Source organism: Xanthomonas hortorum (assembly GCF_024339125.1).
GTDB classification, from domain to species: domain Bacteria; phylum Pseudomonadota; class Gammaproteobacteria; order Xanthomonadales; family Xanthomonadaceae; genus Xanthomonas; species Xanthomonas hortorum.
The window spans coordinates 3,159,107-3,177,862 of sequence record NZ_CP101417.1; the positions used below are offsets into that span (position 1 = coordinate 3,159,107).

Annotated in this window: 16 protein-coding genes; 2 read left to right on the top strand and 14 right to left on the bottom strand. The window is 65.6% G+C overall.

Annotation, left to right across the window (positions count from 1 at the left end; translation table 11 throughout):
- Positions 1-379 precede the first annotated feature (379 nt).
- The gene (locus tag NMB96_RS13575; RefSeq protein WP_023903421.1) at positions 380-982 is read right to left on the bottom strand and encodes a methyltransferase; all 603 of its coding nucleotides are present in this window, start codon (positions 980-982) and stop codon (positions 380-382) included.
- Between the two features lie 73 nt (positions 983-1,055).
- Between NMB96_RS13575 and NMB96_RS13580 the strand changes: the two genes are divergently transcribed.
- A complete protein-coding gene (locus NMB96_RS13580; protein ID WP_255085028.1) occupies positions 1,056-1,502 on the top strand; it encodes a CopD family protein in 447 nt (148 codons plus the stop codon).
- A gap of 69 nt (positions 1,503-1,571) precedes the next feature.
- Here NMB96_RS13580 and NMB96_RS13585 read toward each other — a convergent pair whose 3' ends face one another.
- The 8 genes from NMB96_RS13585 to lpxD all read right to left on the bottom strand — a co-directional run bounded on the left by NMB96_RS13585 (position 1,572) and on the right by lpxD (position 11,739).
- Positions 1,572-2,327 carry a tetratricopeptide repeat protein gene (locus tag NMB96_RS13585; protein WP_043889094.1) on the bottom strand — a complete coding sequence of 252 codons (756 nt, stop codon included), beginning with the start codon at positions 2,325-2,327 and terminating at the stop codon, positions 1,572-1,574.
- Positions 2,328-2,400: 73 nt separating this feature from the next.
- On the bottom strand, positions 2,401-3,360 hold the full coding sequence (locus tag NMB96_RS13590; RefSeq protein ID WP_023903424.1) for an acetyl-CoA carboxylase carboxyltransferase subunit alpha: 960 nt from the start codon (positions 3,358-3,360) through the stop codon (positions 2,401-2,403).
- A 178-nt stretch (positions 3,361-3,538) separates the two neighbouring features.
- Positions 3,539-7,129 (bottom strand): DNA polymerase III subunit alpha, encoded by a 3,591-nt coding sequence (gene dnaE, locus NMB96_RS13595; protein WP_255085030.1) that lies wholly within the window; start codon positions 7,127-7,129, stop codon positions 3,539-3,541.
- A gap of 286 nt (positions 7,130-7,415) precedes the next feature.
- Entirely contained in the window at positions 7,416-8,156 is a 741-nt protein-coding gene (locus tag NMB96_RS13600) for a ribonuclease HII (RefSeq protein WP_255085032.1), read from the bottom strand.
- Entirely contained in the window at positions 8,153-9,424 is a 1,272-nt protein-coding gene (gene lpxB, locus NMB96_RS13605) for a lipid-A-disaccharide synthase (RefSeq protein ID WP_255085033.1), read from the bottom strand. The genes NMB96_RS13600 and lpxB overlap by 4 nt, the downstream gene beginning before the upstream one ends.
- 29 nt (positions 9,425-9,453) lie before the next feature.
- Positions 9,454-10,245: an acyl-ACP--UDP-N-acetylglucosamine O-acyltransferase gene (lpxA, locus tag NMB96_RS13610; RefSeq protein ID WP_023903429.1), complete on the bottom strand. Its 792-nt coding sequence runs from the start codon at positions 10,243-10,245 to the stop codon at positions 9,454-9,456.
- Positions 10,246-10,270: 25 nt separating this feature from the next.
- Complete coding sequence (gene fabZ, locus NMB96_RS13615; RefSeq protein ID WP_006452824.1) at positions 10,271-10,729, bottom strand: 3-hydroxyacyl-ACP dehydratase FabZ; 459 nt, start codon at positions 10,727-10,729, stop codon at positions 10,271-10,273.
- On the bottom strand, positions 10,726-11,739 hold the full coding sequence (gene lpxD / locus NMB96_RS13620) for a UDP-3-O-(3-hydroxymyristoyl)glucosamine N-acyltransferase (protein WP_023903430.1): 1,014 nt from the start codon (positions 11,737-11,739) through the stop codon (positions 10,726-10,728). The genes fabZ and lpxD overlap by 4 nt, the downstream gene beginning before the upstream one ends.
- Positions 11,740-11,866: 127 nt before the next feature.
- Here lpxD and NMB96_RS13625 point away from each other — a divergent pair, with 127 nt between their 5' ends.
- Positions 11,867-12,058 (top strand): hypothetical protein, encoded by a 192-nt coding sequence (locus tag NMB96_RS13625; RefSeq protein WP_023903431.1) that lies wholly within the window; start codon positions 11,867-11,869, stop codon positions 12,056-12,058.
- Positions 12,059-12,138: 80 nt separating this feature from the next.
- Here the strand turns inward: NMB96_RS13625 and bamA are convergent, their stop codons facing one another.
- The 5 genes from bamA to uppS all read right to left on the bottom strand — a co-directional run bounded on the left by bamA (position 12,139) and on the right by uppS (position 18,740).
- A complete protein-coding gene (gene bamA, locus NMB96_RS13630) occupies positions 12,139-14,505 on the bottom strand; it encodes an outer membrane protein assembly factor BamA (protein WP_006452827.1) in 2,367 nt (788 codons plus the stop codon).
- Between the two features lie 83 nt (positions 14,506-14,588).
- Entirely contained in the window at positions 14,589-15,935 is a 1,347-nt protein-coding gene (rseP, locus tag NMB96_RS13635; protein ID WP_023903433.1) for an RIP metalloprotease RseP, read from the bottom strand.
- 26 nt (positions 15,936-15,961) lie between these two features.
- Entirely contained in the window at positions 15,962-17,152 is a 1,191-nt protein-coding gene (locus tag NMB96_RS13640; RefSeq protein ID WP_255085037.1) for a 1-deoxy-D-xylulose-5-phosphate reductoisomerase, read from the bottom strand.
- 2 nt (positions 17,153-17,154) lie between these two features.
- Positions 17,155-17,982, bottom strand: coding sequence for a phosphatidate cytidylyltransferase (locus NMB96_RS13645; protein WP_006452830.1), 828 nt, complete (start codon positions 17,980-17,982; stop codon positions 17,155-17,157).
- The gene (gene uppS, locus NMB96_RS13650; protein WP_043889096.1) at positions 17,979-18,740 is read right to left on the bottom strand and encodes a polyprenyl diphosphate synthase; all 762 of its coding nucleotides are present in this window, start codon (positions 18,738-18,740) and stop codon (positions 17,979-17,981) included. The genes NMB96_RS13645 and uppS overlap by 4 nt, the downstream gene beginning before the upstream one ends.
- Positions 18,741-18,756: the final 16 nt, after the last annotated feature.

Consider the following 18,756-nt stretch of genomic DNA (forward strand, 5'->3'; position numbering starts at 1 on the left):
ATCGCGACCATGAAAGCCCCTCTCCCTCCGGGAGAGGGGTTGGGGTGAGGGTACGGGGCGAAGCCACATGCACTCGAACTCCACCAAGCTTCGCCCGTACCCTCATCCGCCCCTGCGGGGCACCTTCTCCCGGTGGGAGAAGGGACAGCTCCGCGCGGATGATAGACCGCGTTCGCCGGTACGCTATGGACGGCCTGCGCAAACCTGCAGAAACAAGTCCCTCTCCCTGCGAGGCGAGAAGACACTGCTTGCTCGCCATGGCGCGCGTGCCTTGGAGCGCCCGCGCCGCAAGCGCGGGCCGGGGCGCGGAGCGAGGATTGGGGTGAGGGTAGGGAGCGAAGCTGCACGCAATGAATGCCTCAAGCAGCCCACTCACCCGTTAACTGCGCTCCAACGCCGACGTCTCCCCACCCAACTGCGGCGACAACCAGCAATGCGACCCCAGCGCCGTAAAGCCCACGCTGGCGAAGCGGCGCCGATACCAGCGTGCCGGCCGCGCCTGAAAACCTCCGTGGTCGCCTTCGAAGGCGTCTTCTTCGGCGAAGGTCTCCAGAAACGCCACGCCTGCGCACATCTCGGCCAGTCCGGGCAGGCCCTGATTGAACTCACGCGTGGGTACGTAGTGCAGCACGTCCGAGCAGATCAGCAGATCCACCGGCGCGCACGGGCGCAGCCAGGCGAAGTCGCCGAAGCGGGCAGGGTGGATCTGCCGGCTGCGCCCGTAGCGCTGCACTGCATAGGCGCTGCTGTCGAAACCCAGATAACTGAGCTTTGGCCGCAACGCCAGCAACGGTGCGCGCCACGCGGCCTCGCCACAGCCGATATCCAGCACGCTGCGGATCGGGCGCTCCAGGTAGTACTCGGCCTGGCTTACTGCGAGTGCGACCTTGCGTCGCAGACGCGCCGGGTCGGCTAGCCCTGCATCGCGATACCAGCGGCTGAAATAGTGGGCGTCGTACTGTTTGTCGTCGGGCTGATGCATGGACGGATGTGCTTTCGCGCAAGCGGATAGGTGAAAATGCGGGCCATCCTACGCCAGCCAGCGAAGCCAGCCCATGACCCTGTATCTGTGGATCAAGACCTTCCACCTGTTGTTCGTCATCGCCTGGATGGCCGCGGTGTTCTACCTGCCGCGCATCCTGGTCAATATCGCCGAAGCCGGCGCCGAACCCGCAGTGCGCACGCGCCTGGTGCTGATGGGGCGGCGCCTCTACAAGTTCGGCCACAGCATGCTGGGTCTGGCGCTGGTGCTGGGTGCGGTGTTGTGGCAAGGCTATCGGGTGATTCCTGACTTTCCGACGATGGTGGCTGGCGGCTGGATGCACGCGAAACTCTTTGCAGTGGCGCTGATTCTGGCGCACTACATCGTGTCCGGGCGCTGGTTGAAGGGCTTGGACCAGGGGCGCGCCGTGCCCAGCGGCCGCGCGCTGCGGTTGTTCAACGAAGTGCCGGTGTTCTTGTTGGTCGGCGTGATCTGGCTGGTGCTTGCCAAGCCGTTTTGAGCGCTGTTGACGAACAGACGGCGTGTGCCGAGGCGCTGGCCGACGCAGGGTGATTGGGTCAGGTAGCAATTACGCGTCGACGCCCAGCTCGCTCAGACCTTTGCGTGCGATGTCGATCCAGGCGCGTTGTTCGCGCTGGTAATGCTTGGGCGAGGCGGCCGCGTGGCGTAGCACCTGCTCGAAGATGGCCTTGGCCTCCTGCTGGCGCGCAGCGTGCAGCAGCAATTGCGCATAGCGCACGCGTGCTTCTTCGCCCGGATAGCCTTGCGCAAGCGTCTCGTACTCGTGCAGCGCCTCGTCGATGCTGCCGCTGTCTTCAACCGCGCGTGCATACAGCAGATGCCCGTCGTGCGAACGGTAGTTGGGATTGGCGGCGATCAATGCGTCCAGGGTCTTGCGTGTTTCCGCTGCCTGGCCCAGCCCGTACTGCGCCTTGGCCAGGCCCAGCATCAAGTCTGGATCGTCGCGGTAGATGCCACGCAGTGCGCCCTGGTAGAGCTCTGCCGCACGCGTGTAATCGCCTTGTTCCAGCAGCGTCTGCGCGAGCCGACGGCGGTTTTCCGGAGTGTCGGCCACATCCAGTTGCCGCGAGGCGTCGCGTTGTTCGCGTTGCGGATCGATGCGCTGACGCACCTTGCGCAAACCGCGGCGCGCGGTCGGGTCGTTGCGCAGATCCGGAATCACCGCCACCACGATGTAGACCAGCGTGGCCAGAAAAGGCAGCACCAGCAGGATGAAGATCCAGTACAGCGGGCGGCCGCTGCGGACCACGTGCACGCAGCAGGCGGCCTGTAACACCAGCGATAAAAGCAGCAGCGGGCTCATTGTGCGGACATCCTTTTCATGCGTGCCTGGCGGTGCGATGGCGCGTTCTGCGCCATCGTGAGTCAACCGCCGATCAGTTGCCTTCGTAGGCGCCGTAGCTGCGCAGGCGCTCGTAACGTTGCTGCAGCAGGGCGTCGACCGGGATCTTTTCCAGCGCGTCCAGCTCGTTGAGCAGTACCGCTTTCAGACGCTTGCCCATCTGCTCGGGATTGCGATGCGCGCCACCGGTGGGCTCGCGGATCACCTTGTCGACCAGGCCCAGGCCTTTCAGGCGCTTGGCGGTGAGGCCGAGTTGCTCGGCGGCGTCCTTGGCCTTGGCGGCGTCCTTCCACAGGATGGAGGCGCAGCCTTCCGGCGAAATCACCGAATAGGTGCCGTATTCCAGCATCAGGGTGCGGTCGCCCACACCGATCGCCAGCGCGCCGCCGGAGCCGCCTTCGCCGATCACCGTGCAGATCACCGGTACTTTCAGTTCTGCCATTTCGAGCAAATTGCGCGCGATCGCTTCGGACTGCCCGCGCTCTTCGGCGCCGATGCCGGGATAGGCACCCGGGGTGTCGATGAAGGTCAGCAGCGGCAGGCGGAAGCGGTCGGCCAGCTTCATCAGGCGCAGCGCCTTGCGGTAGCCCTCGGGGCGCGGCATGCCGAAGTTGCGCGCAACCTTGGTCTTGGTGTCGCGGCCTTTCTGGTGACCGATGATCACCACCGGGCGGCCATTGATGCGGCCCAGGCCACCGACGATCGCCTTGTCATCGGAATAGGCGCGGTCGCCGGCCAGTTCCTGGAATTCGTCGCAGATGGTGTTGATGTAGTCCAGCGTGTACGGGCGCTGCGGGTGGCGCGCCAGCTGCGAGACCTGCCAGGCGGAGAGGTCGCGGAAGATCTGTGCGGTGCGTATGCGCAGCTTGTCGCGCAGCGCACGCACTTCGGTGTCCACGTTGACTGCAGGGCCGGTGCTGGCCTTGCGCAGTTCCTGGATCTTGGCTTCCAGATCGGCGATGGGTTGCTCGAAGTCGAGGTAGTTAGGATTCATGCAGTGGTGTCGTCAACGTAAGGCGGGAAGTGTAGCTGAAGCGGTGCGCCCGACCCGTACGGAACCGTTCGGATGCGGGGATTCGGGATTGGGGATTCGCAACAGCGGTCCAGAGCAACCCGAACGTAGCAGCGCCGCTCTTGCCAATCCCGAATCCCCAATCCCCAATCCCGGCCCCTCACGCCCACGGTGGGCTGTACTTGATCTTCAAGGTGCGCACTGCCGGGTCGGCGCGCAGGCTGTCCATCAGGTGCTGGTCGATGCGCACCGAGTGGCTGCCGTTGAGGTCGAGCATGCCGGCGACGCCGCCGCTTGGGGCGCGTAGCAGCAGGTCCAGGCGCAGCGGCGTCTTGCCGGGGCGGTGCTTGGCCAGCAGTGCGTCGATGCGCTTCCAGGCCTGCTTTTCGCGTAGGTCCAGGCGCAGCGACAGCCGTTGCGCGTGGTCGGCGCAGATCTGCTCGTAGTCCCAGCACTGGCGGATGCGCAGGCTGTAGCCGCCGTTGAATTCGTCCTCGCGCAGGCCGCCCTTGACGATCAGGATGCGGTCGCGGGTGAGCAGATGCCCGAACTCGGCCATCGCATCGGAGAACGCGCTGCACTCGACCCGGCCACGGCCGTCTTCCAGTTGCACGAACACCTGGCTGTCGCCCTTGCGGCGCACGCCGACCACCAGGCCAGCGAGAATGGCGCTGACTTCCGGGCGCCAGGCACGTTTTTCGCCATCGCCGCCGCCCCCACCGCCGCCACGCTGTTGCGAGGCGAGAATCTTTTCCAGCGCCCCCAGATCGCAGCCGACCAGTTCGCGCACTTCGTCGCGGTGCGGGTCGAACGGGTGGCCGCTGAGATAAAAGCCCAGCGTTTCGCGCTCGCCGGTGAGCAGTTGGCCCAGCGGCCATTCCTTGCTTTCTGGCAGGTCCAGACGCAGCGCCGGTGCACTCGGGTCCGGCCCGCCGAACAGCGAGTTCTGCCCCGAGGCGCGCTCGCGCGCCATCTGCTCGGTGGCTTTCATCACCTCCGGCAGCTGCAGCATCAGCGAGGCGCGGTTCTTGCCCAGGCCGTCCATCGCGCCGGCATTGACCATCGCCTCCAGCGTGCGCCGGTTGAGCTTTGCGGTGCCCACACGCGTGCAGAAATCCAGCAGCGTGGTGTAAGGACCGCCGCGCTGGCGTTCTTCGATGATCGCCTCGCACGCGCCCTGGCCGACGCCCTTGATCGCGCCCAGGCCGTATTGAATCGTGTCCGGGGTGGCGGCCTCGAACATGTAGGCCGATTCGTTGACGCGCGGCGGCTTGACGGTCAGGCCGAGATTGCGCACCTCATCGAGGAAGCCGACCACCTTGTCGGTGTTGTCCATGTCCGAAGACAGCGTGGCGGCCATGAACTCGGCCGGGTAATGCCGTTTCAGCCAGGCGGTCTGGTAACTGACCAGCGCATAGGCGGCGGCGTGCGACTTGTTGAAGCCGTAGCCGGCGAACTTCTCCATCAGGTCGAAGATTTCGTCGGCCTTGTGCGCGCTCACCCCGCCCTTGGCGGCGCCCTCGCGGAATATCTCGCGGTGCTTGGCCATTTCGGCCGGCACTTTCTTGCCCATCGCGCGGCGCAGCAGGTCGGCACCGCCCAGCGAATAATCGCCGACGATCTGCGCCATCTGCATCACCTGCTCCTGGTACACCATGATCCCGTAGGTGTCCTTGAGGATGGCCTCGGTGCGCGGATCCGGGTAGATGATCTCCTGCTGGCCGTGCTTGCGCGCGTTGAAGTCCGGGATCAGGTCCATCGGGCCGGGGCGGTACAGCGACACCAGCGCGATCAGGTCTTCGAAGCGGTCCGGGCGCGCGTCCTTGAGCAGGCGGCGCATGCCCGAGGATTCGAACTGGAACACCGCGCCGGTATTGCCCGAGGCGAACACGCCCTTGTAGGTTGGCACGTCGTCGAGCGGAAGCGTGGTGATGTCGACCGGGTCGATGCCGGCGCGCGCGTGGCGCACGTTGATCGCCTTGACCGCCCAATCGATGATGGTCAGCGTGCGCAGGCCGAGGAAGTCGAACTTCACCAGGCCGACCGCTTCGACGTCGTCCTTGTCGAACTGGGTGACCTGATTCTTGCCGCGCCCGCCCTCGTCGTGTTCGGCGAACAGCGGGCAGAACTCGGAGAGCGGCTCGGGCGCGATCACCACGCCGCCGGCGTGCTTGCCGGCGTTGCGGGTGAGGTCCTCGAGCTGGCGCGCCAGGTCCATCAGGTCGCGCACGTCGTCTTCGACCTGATAGCGCTGGATCAGGTCCGGCGAGGCCATCTCCGAATCCTTGCCTTCGCCCATCGCATCCTTGAGCGTGATGCCCAGGATGTTGGGGATCAGCTTGGCCACGCTGTCGACCAGGCCATAGGTGAAGCCGAGCACGCGCCCGGCGTCGCGCACCACCGCCTTGGCCGCCATGGTGCCGTAGGTGATGATCTGGCTGACCCGCTCGCGCCCGTACTTGCGCGCCACGTAGTCGATCACCTCGTCGCGGCGATCCATGCAGAAGTCGATGTCGAAGTCGGGCATCGACACGCGCTCTGGATTCAAGAAGCGCTCGAACAGCAGGTTGTACGGCAGCGGATCCAGATCGGTGATCTGCAACGCCCAGGCCACCAGCGAGCCGGCACCGGAGCCGCGGCCCGGGCCGATCGGAATACCCTGGTTCTTGCCCCACTGGATGAAGTCGGCCACGATCAGGAAGTAGCCGGGGAAGCCCATCTTGATGATGGTATCCAGCTCGAATTCGAGCCGGTCCACATAGTCCTGACGGGTCTTGCCGGGTGCGATCGGGCTTTTTTCCAGGCGCGCGGCCAGACCGTCGCGCGCCTGGCTGCGGATCCAGCTGTCCAGCGTCTCGTCTTCCGGCACCGGATAGGCGGGCAGGAAGTAGGTACCCAGGCGCATCTCGATGTTGCAGCGTTGCGCCAGCGCGTGGGTGTTGTCGATCGCGTCGGGCACGTCGGCGAACAGCGCGGCCATCTCGTCGGCAGACTTCAGGTACTGCTGGTCGCTGTACTCGCGCGGGCGCTTGGGATCGTCGAGCACGCGGCCGGACGAAATGCACACACGCGCTTCGTGCGCATTGAAGTCGCTGGCGTACAGAAAGCGCACATCGTTGCTGGCCACCACCGGCAGGCCACGTACGCCGGCTGCATGCAGTGCGAACTGGTTGAAGCGTTCTTCGCCCTCGCGCCCGGTGCGGGTGAGTTCCAGATGCAGGCCATCGCCGAACACGCGTTGCCAGTCGGCCAGCTGCTGCTCGGCCAGATCGGCGCGGCCTTCGCCAAACAGGCGCCCGGCCAGGCTGTCGCGGCCGGCCAGGGCGAACAGGTTGGCGTGGCCGCTCTGCAGCCATTCGGGGTGGATCGCCACGCCGCCCTCGGGGCGGTGGCCTTCCATCCAGGCGCGGGTGAGCAGGCGCGACAGGCTCAAGTACCCTTCGCGGTCTCGGCACAGCAGGGTCATGCGCCAGGGCGTCATGTCCGGTGTGGCGATCATCACGTCGGCGCCGGCGATCGGCTTGATGCCCACACCTTCGGCGGCCTTGTAGAACTTGACCAGCGCGAACAGGTTGTTGAGGTCGGTGACTGCCAGCGCGGGCATGTCGAGCTCGACCGCGCGGCTCAGCAGGTTGGCCTGCTTGGCCTTTTTCGGGTCAGCCTGATCCGGTTTCTCGGGCACACGGATGGTGGAATCCGCCAGCGAGAACTCGGTGTGGACGTGCAGATGGACGAAGCGGGAAGTGGACATGCGAGACCGGAATAATGCGCGGTCAGGGTAGCGACCGTGGCCGGGCCGAACAAGGCTTGACAGCACCGGTACGGGGCTGCGGCCAGACGCCACGGGGGCTGGCCGGTGCAGCCGATTCAGGGTTCGGCTAGCTGCGTGGAGCGCGCTGACGGCGATTGCGCGGATCGGGGGGCGTGCGGGGCTGCGCGAGTGCAACGTCCGCTCCGCGAAGCCACGGCCGAAGCGGGCCGCATGCGCGCGGATGGACGGCACCGATACCGGGCCAGGTCCCCTGAACTGCGGTCAGTCAATCGGCCAGCAGCAGGCCATCGGCCGGGGCCACGCAGGGCACGTCCCAGTTCGACGGGGCGGCGGTCTCGATTCCCAGCGCACGCCGCACCGGTGCGAAACTGCGGCGATGCTGCGGGCAGGGCCCGTGCGTCTGCAATGCGGCCAGATGCACCGGGGTGGCGTAGCCCTTGTGCTGGTCGAAGCGGTATTCGGGATGCTGCGCGTGCAACTCATGCATCAAACGGTCGCGGGTGACCTTGGCCACGATCGAGGCCGCCATGATCGCGCGGTCGAGCGCATCGCCACCGATCAAGGCCTCGGCCGGGCAGGGCAAGCCCTTGGGCACGCGGTTGCCGTCGATGCGCGCGAACCCGGCCACATGCGCCACCCCTTCCACCGCGCGGCGCATGCCGAGCATGGTGGCCTGATAGATGTTGATGCGGTCGATCTCCTCGCTGTCGATCAGCACCACCGACCACGCCAGCGCCCGCTCGACGATGCGCGCGTACAACTGCTCGCGCCGCTGCGCACTCAGTTGCTTGGAATCATCCAGCCCGTTGATGCGCGGCTTGCTCGGGTCGAACACCACCGCAGCCACCGCAACCGGGCCAGCGAGCGGGCCGCGGCCGGCTTCGTCGACGCCGGCGATCAAGCGCCGGGATTCGGCATTCGGGATTGGGGATTGGCCGAACAAGGACGACTGGCGCGCCTCGGTGCTGGCGCTATCGGCTTGTGCGCACGGAGCCAGGATTTTCACGCCTTTGCTCCTGACGAATCCCGAATGCCCACTCCCGAATCCCTGCCCTCCAGCAACCCGGCCACCGCATCGGCCGCGCGCGCCGATGCATCGCGGCGCAGTTCTGCGTGCAGGGCCAGATACCGCGGCTGCAGCGCGGCGACTTTCTCCGGGTGCTTGAACCAGTCCAGCAGGGCCACGCACAGGCGCTCCGGGGTGCAGTCGTCCTGCATCAGCTCGGGCGCCAGATCGTCGTTGGCCAGGATGTTGGGCAGCGCATAGCGGTTGACCTTGAGCAGACCCAGTGTCTTGACGATGCGGTAGGTGAGCGGGGCGACCTTGTAGCCGACCACCATCGGGCGCTTGACCAGCATCGCCTCCAGTGTGGCAGTGCCGGAGGCCAGCAACACCACGTCGGCAGCCAGCATCGCGGTGCGCGCCTGGCCGTCGAGCAGGTGCGAGCGCAGCACCGGCAGCGACGAGTGCGACAGCTGTTCGGCCAGCAGTTGCTTGCAGCCAGGGTTGGCTGCCGGTACCAGCACGTGCAGGTTGGGCAGATGTTCGGACACCAGCCAGGCGGCCTGGAAAAACGTATCGCCGAGCTTGCTGATTTCGCCATGCCGGCTACCTGGCAACACCGCCAGCACGGTGCTGGAGGCAGACAGGCCCAGCTTGGCGCGCGCGGCCGCGCGATCGGCCTGGTAGGCGATGTCGTCGGCCATCGGGTGGCCGACAAACCGCGCATCGATGCCGTGCCGGGCGTAGATCGGCGGCTCCATCGGAAACAGGCACAGCACCAGGTCGGCGCTGGCACCGATCTTCTCGGCACGCTTCTCGCGCCATGCCCACACCGAGGGACTGACGTAATGCACGGTACGCACGCCACGCTGCTTGAGCCAGCGCTCGACCGAAAGATTGAAATCGGGCGCGTCGATGCCGATGAACACATCCGGCTTCCAGGCCAGCACGCGCTCGCGGAAGGCGCGGCGCAGCTTCAACAGCCGCGGCAGATGCTGCAGCACTTCGGTCAGGCCCATCACCGCCAGCTCGCTGGCATCGAACCAGGTCTGGCAGCCGGCGCCGCGCATCGCATCGCCACCGATGCCGACGAACTCGGCAGTCGGATAACGGCGGCGCAATTCATCGATCAACCCGGCACCCAGGATGTCGCCGGAGGCTTCGCCGGCGATCAGCGCGATGCGTGGGGAGCGGAGATTGGGGATTGGGGATTGGGGATTGGCCAGCGCGTCGTGCACGACGTCGCCCGGTGTGGTGTGGACGCTTTGCATCTCCAATCCCGAATCCCGAATCCCGGCCTTCATCGCAACAACGGCCTTTCCGCCGCTTCGATGAACTCGAGCAGCCCGCGCACGTCCTCGCTGCTCTTGGCCTGTTCGGCCAGCTGCAGTTTGGCCTCGCTCAGCGGCAGGCCGGCGACGTACAGCGTGCGGTAGGCGCGCTTGATCGCGGTGATGCGCTCGGCATCGAAGCCGCGGCGCTTGAGCCCTTCGCTATTGATGCCGCGTGGGCGGCCCAGCGATTCGCTGCCGACCATGGTGAACGGCGGCACGTCGCCATTGGTCAGCGCGCCCATGCCCAGGAAGGCGTGCGCGCCGATCCGGCAGAACTGATGCGCGCCGGCAAAGCCGCTGATGATCACGTAGTCGCCGACGGTGACGTGGCCGGCCAGCGTGGTGTTGTTGGAAAACACGCAGTGGTTGCCGACATGGCAGTCGTGCGCCACATGCGTATAGGCCAGCATCCAGTTGTCGTCGCCGACCACGGTGATGCCGCCACCGCCGCCGGTACCGCGATTGATGGTGACGAATTCGCGGATCACATTGCCGTCGCCGATCACCAGTTCGGTGCGCTCGCCGGCGTACTTCTTGTCCTGCGGCTCGCCGCCGATCGCCGCGTGGCCGATGAAGCGGTTATTGCGGCCGATCCGGGTCGGGCCATGGATCCAGCAATGCGGCCCGACCTCGGTGCCCGCGCCGATCTCCACATCGGCGCCGATCAGCGAAAACGCGCCGACGCGGACGTCGTCAGCCAGCGTTGCCGAGGGATCGATGACCGCCGTGGGATGAATCAAAGGTGTCGAATCACGCATCGTGTCTTACTCCGAAAGCGGGTTATTACCTGGCGCCGGCGCACATCACCTCGGCACTGGCCACCACTTCGCCATCGACCTTGGCCTCGCCGTAGAAGCATCCCACGTTACGGATCAGGCGCTTCATCTTCACCTCCATGATCAACACATCGCCCGGGATCACCTGCTTGTTGAAGCGGGCGTTGTCGACCTTGACCATGTAGAACAACTGCGACAACGCATCGCGGCCCAAGCCGAGTTGGGTCATCACGCCACCGACCTGCGCCAGCGCCTCGATGATCAGCACGCCAGGCATCACCGGGCGGTTCGGGAAGTGGCCCTGGAAGAACGGCTCGTTGATGGTGACGTTCTTCTGCGCCACGATCCACTTGGTTTCCAGATCGAGTTCGAGGACCCGGTCGACCAGCAGAAACGGGTAACGATGCGGGAGCAGCGTCTGGATCTGACTGACGTCGATCGGCAGCTCATACGTGGGGTAACTCATTCTTTCTCCTTGCCCACAGCCAGAATGCGCCTTGCCAGCACATCGAGTTGTTTGAAGCGCGCGGCATTCTTGCGCCACGTGCGATTGTCGGTGAGAGGGGTGCCGGACGAATACTCGCCCGGCTCATGGATGGAATTGCGCACCACCGATTTGCCGGTGATCACGACCTTGTCGCAGATCTCCAGGTGGCCGACCACGCCGACGTGGCCGCCGAGCAGACAGTAACGGCCGATCTTGGCGCTGCCGGCAATGCCGGTGCAGCCGGCGATCGCGCTATGCGCACCGATATGGCAGTTGTGCGCAATCTGCACCAGGTTATCCACGCGCACGTCTTCTTCCAGCACGGTGTCTTCCAGCGCGCCGCGGTCGATGCAGGTGTTGGCGCCAATCTCGCAATCGTCGCCGATCACCACACCGCCCAGTTGCGGCACCTTGATCCAGTGGCCGGCATCCATCGCCAGGCCGAAACCATCGGCGCCGATCACCGCGCCGGGGTGAATGCGCACCCGCTTGCCCAACCGCACGCGGGTCACCAGGGTGACGCGGGCGATCAGTTCGCTGCCGGCATCCACCACGCAGTCTTCGCCGATGATGCTGCCGGTGCCGATCACGCAGCCATCGCCCACGCGGCTGCGCGCACCGATGCTGACGAACGGGCCGACATGCGCGCTCGGCGAGACCTGAGCGGTGGGGTCGATCACCGCCAAGGGATGGATGCCCGGTTCGCGCACCGGCGCCACATCGAACAAGGCGGCGATCTTGGCGAACGCGGTATAGGGATCCTTGGCGACCAACGCGGTGCCGCGTGCGGCTTGCGCATCCTCGGCACGCAGGACAACGATGGCTGCCTGAGTGTCAGCCAGCTGCGGCCGATAGCGTGGGTTGGACAGGAAGCTCAGCTGCCCCGCGCCGGCATGCGCCAGGGTGGCGACACCGGTGACTTCGGTGGTGCCGTCGCCAACGACGGTCAACCCAAATTGTTCGGCAATCGCACTGGCGGTCAAGCGCATCAGGGTGAACCTCGCGTAAACAGTAAGTAGCTGGTTTTACGGAAAAAAAACGTTGCCAAACGTTTGCCAAACAGTCGGGCGTATCTCTGACTGGGCCGCAACTGTGCGGCGAACCCAGGAAAAGCATATGAAAACTGTCCTCTCCATTTTCGGAAGCGTGATCCTGCTGGGCGCGGTTGCCAGTGCCTCGGCCGACGACTTCGCAGAACAGCGCGCCAACGCTCAGGGCTTCTGGGACCAGCAGATCCAGTGCGTGGACTCGTCCGATTGGGGCGCCACCGCCACCTGCCTGGGCAACGTCTGGAACACCTACTTCTAAGTCCGGGTTTCAGACAGGAAGCAGTTCAAACAAACAATGGCGGCCCGAAGTTCGGGCCGCCATTGTTTTGCCTGCATTGATTAGAACTGGCCGCCGAAGGTGAACTGCAGACGTTCGATCTCGTCGTTGTCTTCCTTCTTCAGCGGGAACGCGTAGCTGATCGAGATGGGGCCGACCGGTGCGCGCCACAGCAACGCCACGCCGGTGGACGCGCGCAGTTCGTTGGCCTTGAAGTTGTCCACGCCGCTATACACGTTACCGAAGTCGAAGAATGCCGATACGCGCGCCGACGGGCTGTCGAACAGCTTGGGGAAATACATTTCCACCGAGCCCACGGTCTTGAACGAGCCACCCAGCGGCTGGCCGCGATTGAATCCGTTGATGGTTTCCGAACGCGGGCCCAGGGTGTTGTCTTCGAAGCCGCGCACCGAGTTGGTGCCGCCGGCGTAGAAGTTCTCGTAGAACGGCAGGCCGGTGGCGGTGATGGTGCGTGACACGCCATTGCCATCGGTCACCACACGCGTGCTGTCATTGCCGTAGCTGTCGCCATAGCCCAGTTCGAAGCGCGTGTTCAACACGATTGCCGGAATGATCGGCCAGTAGTTGGAGATCTGGTAATTGAGCTTGTAGTACTCGACCGTGGAGCCGGGCAGGGTGGTTTCCAGGCCGACGCGCTGGTACATGCCGCGGGTCGGCATGAAGAAGTCGTTGCGGGTATCGCGCGCCCAACCCAGCTCGGTCCGCCAGGCGTGGAAGGTACGGGTGCCGATCGCATCGATGTAATCGATGATCGCCCGAGGCGTGGTGCCCGGGAAGGTGGTGATCTGATTGCTGTCGATGCCGACCATTGCCGAGACGGTATCGTTCTCGGTGATCGGCACGCCGAACACCACCTGCGCCGAACCATTCTTGCTGTTGAACTGCGCGGTGTTGAAGTCCGAGTAGTCCAGTGCGCGCCAGGACAGGTTGTAGCCCAGCGACACGCCGTCGTCGGTAAAGAACGGGTTGGTGTAGGAGAACGCGTAACGCTGCTGGAAGGTGCTGCGCGAGGCCTCCACCGCCACACGGTTACCGCCGCCCAGGAAGTTGTTCTGCGACAACTGCACGGAGGTGGTCACACCAAAGCTCTGCGAGTAACCCAGGCCGAACACGAAGCTGCCGGAGGTGGTTTCCTTGACGTTGTAGACCACATCGACCTGGTCGTTGCTACCCGGCACGGCCGGCGTTTCCACGTCCACGCTCTCGAAGTAGCCCAGGCGTTGCAGACGGATCTTGGAGCGGTCGATCGCCGCCTGCGAGTACCAGGTGTTTTCGAACTGGCGCATTTCGCGGCGCAACACTTCGTCCGAGGTACGGCTGTTGCCCTTGTACAGGATGCGGCGCACGGTCACGCGCGGACCCGGCACTACTTGCAGGTTCACCGCAACGGTGCGGTCCTCGCGGTTCGGCGTCGGGATCGGGTTGACCTTGGCGAACGCGTAACCGACGTTGCTCAGCGTGTTGGTGATCGCATCGGAGGTGTATTCCAGCAACGCGCGCGAGAAGATGTCGCCGGCCTTGGGAATGACCAGGCGCTCGATGTCGGCCTGCGGCAACACGGTGTCGCCGGTGACCTTGATCTCGGAAATCTTGTACTGCTCGCCCTCGGTGACGCCGGCGCTGACGAACATGTCGCGCTTGTCGGGGCTGATCGCCACCTGGGTGGAGTCGATGCTGAAGTCCACGTAGCCGCGGTCCAGGTACCAGGAGTTGAGCTTCTCCAGGTCGCCGGACATCTTTTCCTTGGAGTACTGGTCGTCGCGGCGATACCACGAGGCCCAGTTGTGCTCCTTGGATTCCCAGTTTTCCAGGATGTCCTCGTTGGCGAACTTCTCGGTACCGATCAGGTTGACGTGGCGGATCTTGGCCGCCTTGCCTTCCTTGATCGCGATGGCCACGTCGACGCGGTTGCGATCCAGCGGGCTCACCGTCGGAGTGATCTCGACGTTGTACTTGCCGCGGTTGTTGTACTGGCGGGTCAGTTCCTGGGTCACGCGGTCCAGGCTCAGCCGGTCGAAGGTGCCGCCTTCGGTCAGGCCGATATCGCCCAGGCCCTTGAGCAGCTCTTCGGACTTGATGTCCTTGTTGCCGGTCACGGTGAGCTTGTTGATCGCCGGGCGCTCCTTGACCGTGATCACCAGGATGTTGCCCTGGCGATCCAGCTGCACGTCTTCGAAGAAGCCGGTGCGGTACAGCGCACGGATCGAGTCGGCAACCTTGCCATCGTCCACGGTGTCGCCGCGATTCACCGGCAGATAGGTGAACACGGTGCCGGAGGCAATGCGCTGCAGGCCGTCGACGCGGATGTCGCTGGCAACGAACGGCTCGGCCGCCAGGGCCAGGGCTGGCAGGCTGAGGCCGGCGGCAAGAGCGAGGGCAAGCAGGCGGCGAGTGGGAAGACGCGTCATGTCACATCCGGTTGGAGTCGATTTCGGGTGTTGCTGGATGCCGACGTATGACGACGACAACAGGCGGAAAGGGTGGAGCAGTTTCATCGTGGAAGCAGGCCGAGGATGTCGTTGTAGAACGCCAGTCCCATCAGCCCTGCCAGGAGCGCCAGGCCGACATATTGCCCGGCAATCATGGCCCGTTCGCTGATCGGGCTGCCCTTGATCAACTCGATAAGGTAATACAGCAGATGCCCACCGTCCAAGATCGGGATGGGCATCAGGTTGATGATCGCCAGGCTGAGCGACAGCAATCCCAGGAAATACAGGAACCAGTCGAGCCCGCGTTCGGCCGAGGCATTGGCGGCGCGCGCAATTGTGACTGGGCCGGAGATGTTTTTCACCGAGGCCTGGCCGGTCAGCATGCGCTTCATCATGCCCAGCGAATCGGCAGTCATCTTGCCGGTTTCGCGGATGGCGGCAGGGACGGCGGCGAACAGGCCGTACTGCTGGCGGCTGTCGTAGGCCGGGGCTGGTGCGGGGGCAAACCCCACGCCCAGCATCCACTGTCCTTGCGGCGACTTGCGCGGGGCAATTTCCAGCGCCAGCCGGTCTTCGCCGCGTGCGACCTCGATCATGCCTTTCCCGCCCTGCGCGCCCAGCGTCTGCAGCTGGGCAGGAATCTCGTCGGCCGAGCGGATCGGCTGGCCATCGATGGCCACGATGCGGTCGCCCGGCTTGAGCAGGCCCTCGGCCGCAGAGCCGGCGACCACCTGACCCACCACCGGCGGCTGCAGCATGAACTGCCAGCCGATGCCGGCCAGCGCGGCCACGCGGCGCTCGTCGAAACCGGCCGGCAGCTGCGACAGGCGCAGGGTGTGCTCGCTGTTGCCGGCGCCCTCGGCGGCGGTCAGCACGCGGATATCGCGCCTGTCCATCGCTGCGGTGGTGAGCTGCATGCTCGCATCGCTCCAGCTGCTCACGTTGCGGTCGTCGATCCGCACGATGCGCTCGCCAGGCGTCAGCCCGGCTTCGGCGGCCAGGCCATCGGCACGGCCGACGGTGGCCGAATAATCCTGCTTGCCGACCACGAACATCGCCCACAGCATCGCCATGCACAGCAACAGGTTGGCGATCGGGCCGGCCGCGACAATCGCGATGCGTTGCCACACCGTCTTGCGATTGAAGGCCTGATCCTGCTCGGCCGGATGCACCTCGCCTTCGCGCTCGTCGAGCATCTTGACGTAGCCGCCCAGCGGAATCGCGGCGATCGCGAACTCGGTACCGTGGCGGTCGCGGCGCATCCACAACGGCTTGCCGAAACCCACCGAAAACCGCAGCACCTTGACGCCACAGCGGCGCGCGACCCAGAAGTGCCCGAATTCGTGAAACGTCACCAACACGCCCAGGCTGACGATCATCCACCAGACCGAACCGATGAAATCACCCATGGATGCAACTCGGCTGCGTGGATCGATCAGGCATGAAAGGAATGATGGGCGAGGGCGCGTTCAGTGATCTGCCGTGCTTGGGCATCGGCAGAAAGAAGGGTGTCGAGGGTGTCGGCATTGTGCCGTGGGAGCGTTGTCAGTGTGTGTTCGACCAACGCTGGGATCGCTAGGAAACCCACTTTGCCCTGAAGAAAGGCTGAAACAGCCACTTCGTTGGCCGCGTTCAGGATCGCGGGCGCGGTTCCACCGGCCTCCAGTGCCTCCCAGGCCAGCCGCAGACACGGAAATGCGGCGGTGTCCGGTGCTTCGAAATCCAGTCGCCCCTGGCTCAGCAGATCCAGCCCGGCAACGCCCGATTCGACCCGCTCCGGCCACGCCAGGCCGACCGCCAGGGTGGTGCGCATGTCCGGCAGGCCAAGCTGGGCCAGGGTGGAGCCGTCGACGAATTCGACCAGCGAATGCACCAGGCTTTGCGGGTGCACCAGCACATCGATCTGCGCGCCGGGCAGGCCGAACAGGTGATGCGCCTCGATGACCTCCAGGCCTTTGTTCATCAGGGTCGCCGAATCCACCGAAATCTTCGGGCCCATCGACCATTTGGGATGTGCGACCGCTTGCGCCGGGGTGACCGCGCCCAGCGCGGCGCGCTCCCAGCCGCGGAATGGCCCGCCGGAGGCGGTCAGGATCACCCGCCGCACGCCACGGCTGGCGTCGCAGGAGCGCAGGCACTGGAAGATGGCGCTGTGCTCGCTGTCGATCGGGATGATCTCCGCGCCCGCCGCCGCCGCGGTGCGGGTCAGCAGCTCGCCGGCCAGCACCAGCGATTCCTTGTTGGCCAGCAGCAGGCGCTTGCCGGCGCGGGCGGCGGCCAGGGTCGAAGGCAGGCCGGCGGCGCCCACGATGGCGGCCACCACGGTGTCGCAGGCATCGCTGCCGGCCAGTGCATCCAGTGCCTCGCTACCTGCATGCGCCTGCGTGGCCAGGCTGGCCGCACGCAAGCCATCGCGCAGCGCCGGGTACAGGGAGTGGTCGGCAATCACCGCATGCGCGGGCCGATGCGCGGCGCATAGCGCCAGCAATGCCTCGACCTTGTTACCGGCCGACAGCACGCTGGCGCGCAGCCGCTCGGGGTGACGGGCGATCACATCCAATGCCGACGCACCGATCGAGCCGGTGGCGCCGAACACGGCGACCTGACGGAGAGAAGAGCCAGCCATGCCTAGAATCCGAGAATTTCCTTGCCGAGTGCGAACACCGGAAGGGCGGCGAGCACGCCATCGATGCGATCCAGCACGCCGCCGTGGCCCGGAATCACAGCACCCGAATCCTTGGCGCCGGCGTGGCGCTTGAGCAGGCTCTCGAACAGGTCGCCCAGCACCGAGGCCAGCACCGCAATGGCAGAGACCAGCATCAGCTGCGGCACATGCGCCAGGGTCAGACCGGCCAGCCAGCCGAATGCGCAGGCGACCACGATGCCGGCAACCATGCCGCCGAGCAGGCCTTCGATGGTCTTGTTCGGGCTGACCCGCGGCGCCAGCTTGTGCTTGCCGAACGCGCGACCGGCGAAATACGCGCCCGAATCGGCCGCCCACACCATGGTCAGCGCGGTCAGTAACCACAGATTGCCCTTGTCCGGATTGGCATGCAGCAGCACCAGCGCGGCCCAGGCCGGCAGCACCGCCAGCGTGCCGGCGGCCAGCTTGAGCGCACGCGCCTGGCCGTTGCCGTGGTCTGCGCCAAAGGTGAAAAAGCGCAGCCAGAGCAAGGCCAGCAGCCACCAGGCGACACCCACCAACGCGGCAATCTGGAACAGCACCATGGAGCCGGCCGACGCCCACACCATCAGCACCATCAGCAGCAGATTGAGCATCAGCAGCACGGTGCGCGGCAGGCTGTCGTCGATGCCGGACAGCTTGAGCCACTCCCACAGGCCGGTCAGGAACAGGATCGCCGCCAGCGCTGCCAGCCATTGGGTCGGCAGTAGTACGATCGCGCAGATGGCGAGCGGCGCCATGATCAACGCGGCAATCACGCGGGTCCTGGTCATGCGGAGGAGGCCTCTGTCGCCTTGTCGGCAATCTGGGCGCTGGTCAGGCCGAAGCGACGTTCGCGCCCGGCATAGTCGTCCAGCGCCTGCTGCAGCACCGCGGCATCGAACTCCGGCCACAGGGTTTCGGTGAACCACAGTTCGGTATAGGCCAGCTGCCACAACAGGAAATTGCTGATGCGGGTGTCGCCACCGGTGCGGATGAACAGATCCGGCGCCGGCAGGTCGGCCAATGCGATCCGGCTGGCCAGCAGGGCTTCGTCGATCTGCTGCGGCTGCAGACGGCCGGCAGCCACTTCTTCGGCCAGTGCACGTGCGGCCAGCGCGATGTCCTGGCGGCCGCCGTAGCTGGCAGCGATGCTCAGCACCAGCCGCGAGTTGGCGGCGGTGATGCGCTCGGCGCCGGCCATGCGCTCGCGCAACGGCGCGGCAAAGCGGCTGCGGTCGCCGATGAAACGCACTTGCACGCCACGCCGCTGCAGTTCGTCGACCTCGCGATCGAGTGCATGCAGGAACAACTTCATCAAGGCATCCACTTCCTCCTGCGGGCGGCCCCAGTTTTCACTGGAGAACGCGAACAGGGTCAGCGCCGAGACGCCTTTTTCCAGGCAGAAGTCGATGGTGCGATTGACCGCACGCGCGCCTGCGCGATGGCCGATCATGCGCGGACGGCGCCGACGCTGCGCCCAACGCCCGTTGCCATCCATGATGATGGCAATGTGGCGCGGCACGGCGGCAGCGGAGGGTTCTGGATGCATGGCAGGTGATGCCACG

What these genes read in the sequence shown, in the direction of transcription:
- NMB96_RS13575 (WP_023903421.1), bottom strand. Translation starts at nt 982, where the DNA reads ATGCATCAGCCCGACGACAAACAGTACGACGCCCACTATTTCAGCCGC.
- NMB96_RS13580 (WP_255085028.1), top strand. Translation starts at nt 1,056, where the DNA reads ATGACCCTGTATCTGTGGATCAAGACCTTCCACCTGTTGTTCGTCATC.
- NMB96_RS13585 (WP_043889094.1), bottom strand. Translation starts at nt 2,327, where the DNA reads ATGAGCCCGCTGCTGCTTTTATCGCTGGTGTTACAGGCCGCCTGCTGC.
- NMB96_RS13590 (WP_023903424.1), bottom strand. Translation starts at nt 3,360, where the DNA reads ATGAATCCTAACTACCTCGACTTCGAGCAACCCATCGCCGATCTGGAA.
- dnaE (WP_255085030.1), bottom strand. Translation starts at nt 7,129, where the DNA reads ATGTCCACTTCCCGCTTCGTCCATCTGCACGTCCACACCGAGTTCTCG.
- lpxB (WP_255085033.1), bottom strand. Translation starts at nt 9,424, where the DNA reads ATGCAAAGCGTCCACACCACACCGGGCGACGTCGTGCACGACGCGCTG.
- lpxA (WP_023903429.1), bottom strand. Translation starts at nt 10,245, where the DNA reads ATGCGTGATTCGACACCTTTGATTCATCCCACGGCGGTCATCGATCCC.
- fabZ (WP_006452824.1), bottom strand. Translation starts at nt 10,729, where the DNA reads ATGAGTTACCCCACGTATGAGCTGCCGATCGACGTCAGTCAGATCCAG.
- lpxD (WP_023903430.1), bottom strand. Translation starts at nt 11,739, where the DNA reads ATGCGCTTGACCGCCAGTGCGATTGCCGAACAATTTGGGTTGACCGTC.
- NMB96_RS13625 (WP_023903431.1), top strand. Translation starts at nt 11,867, where the DNA reads ATGAAAACTGTCCTCTCCATTTTCGGAAGCGTGATCCTGCTGGGCGCG.
- bamA (WP_006452827.1), bottom strand. Translation starts at nt 14,505, where the DNA reads ATGACGCGTCTTCCCACTCGCCGCCTGCTTGCCCTCGCTCTTGCCGCC.
- rseP (WP_023903433.1), bottom strand. Translation starts at nt 15,935, where the DNA reads ATGGGTGATTTCATCGGTTCGGTCTGGTGGATGATCGTCAGCCTGGGC.
- NMB96_RS13640 (WP_255085037.1), bottom strand. Translation starts at nt 17,152, where the DNA reads ATGGCTGGCTCTTCTCTCCGTCAGGTCGCCGTGTTCGGCGCCACCGGC.
- NMB96_RS13645 (WP_006452830.1), bottom strand. Translation starts at nt 17,982, where the DNA reads ATGACCAGGACCCGCGTGATTGCCGCGTTGATCATGGCGCCGCTCGCC.
- uppS (WP_043889096.1), bottom strand. Translation starts at nt 18,740, where the DNA reads ATGCATCCAGAACCCTCCGCTGCCGCCGTGCCGCGCCACATTGCCATC.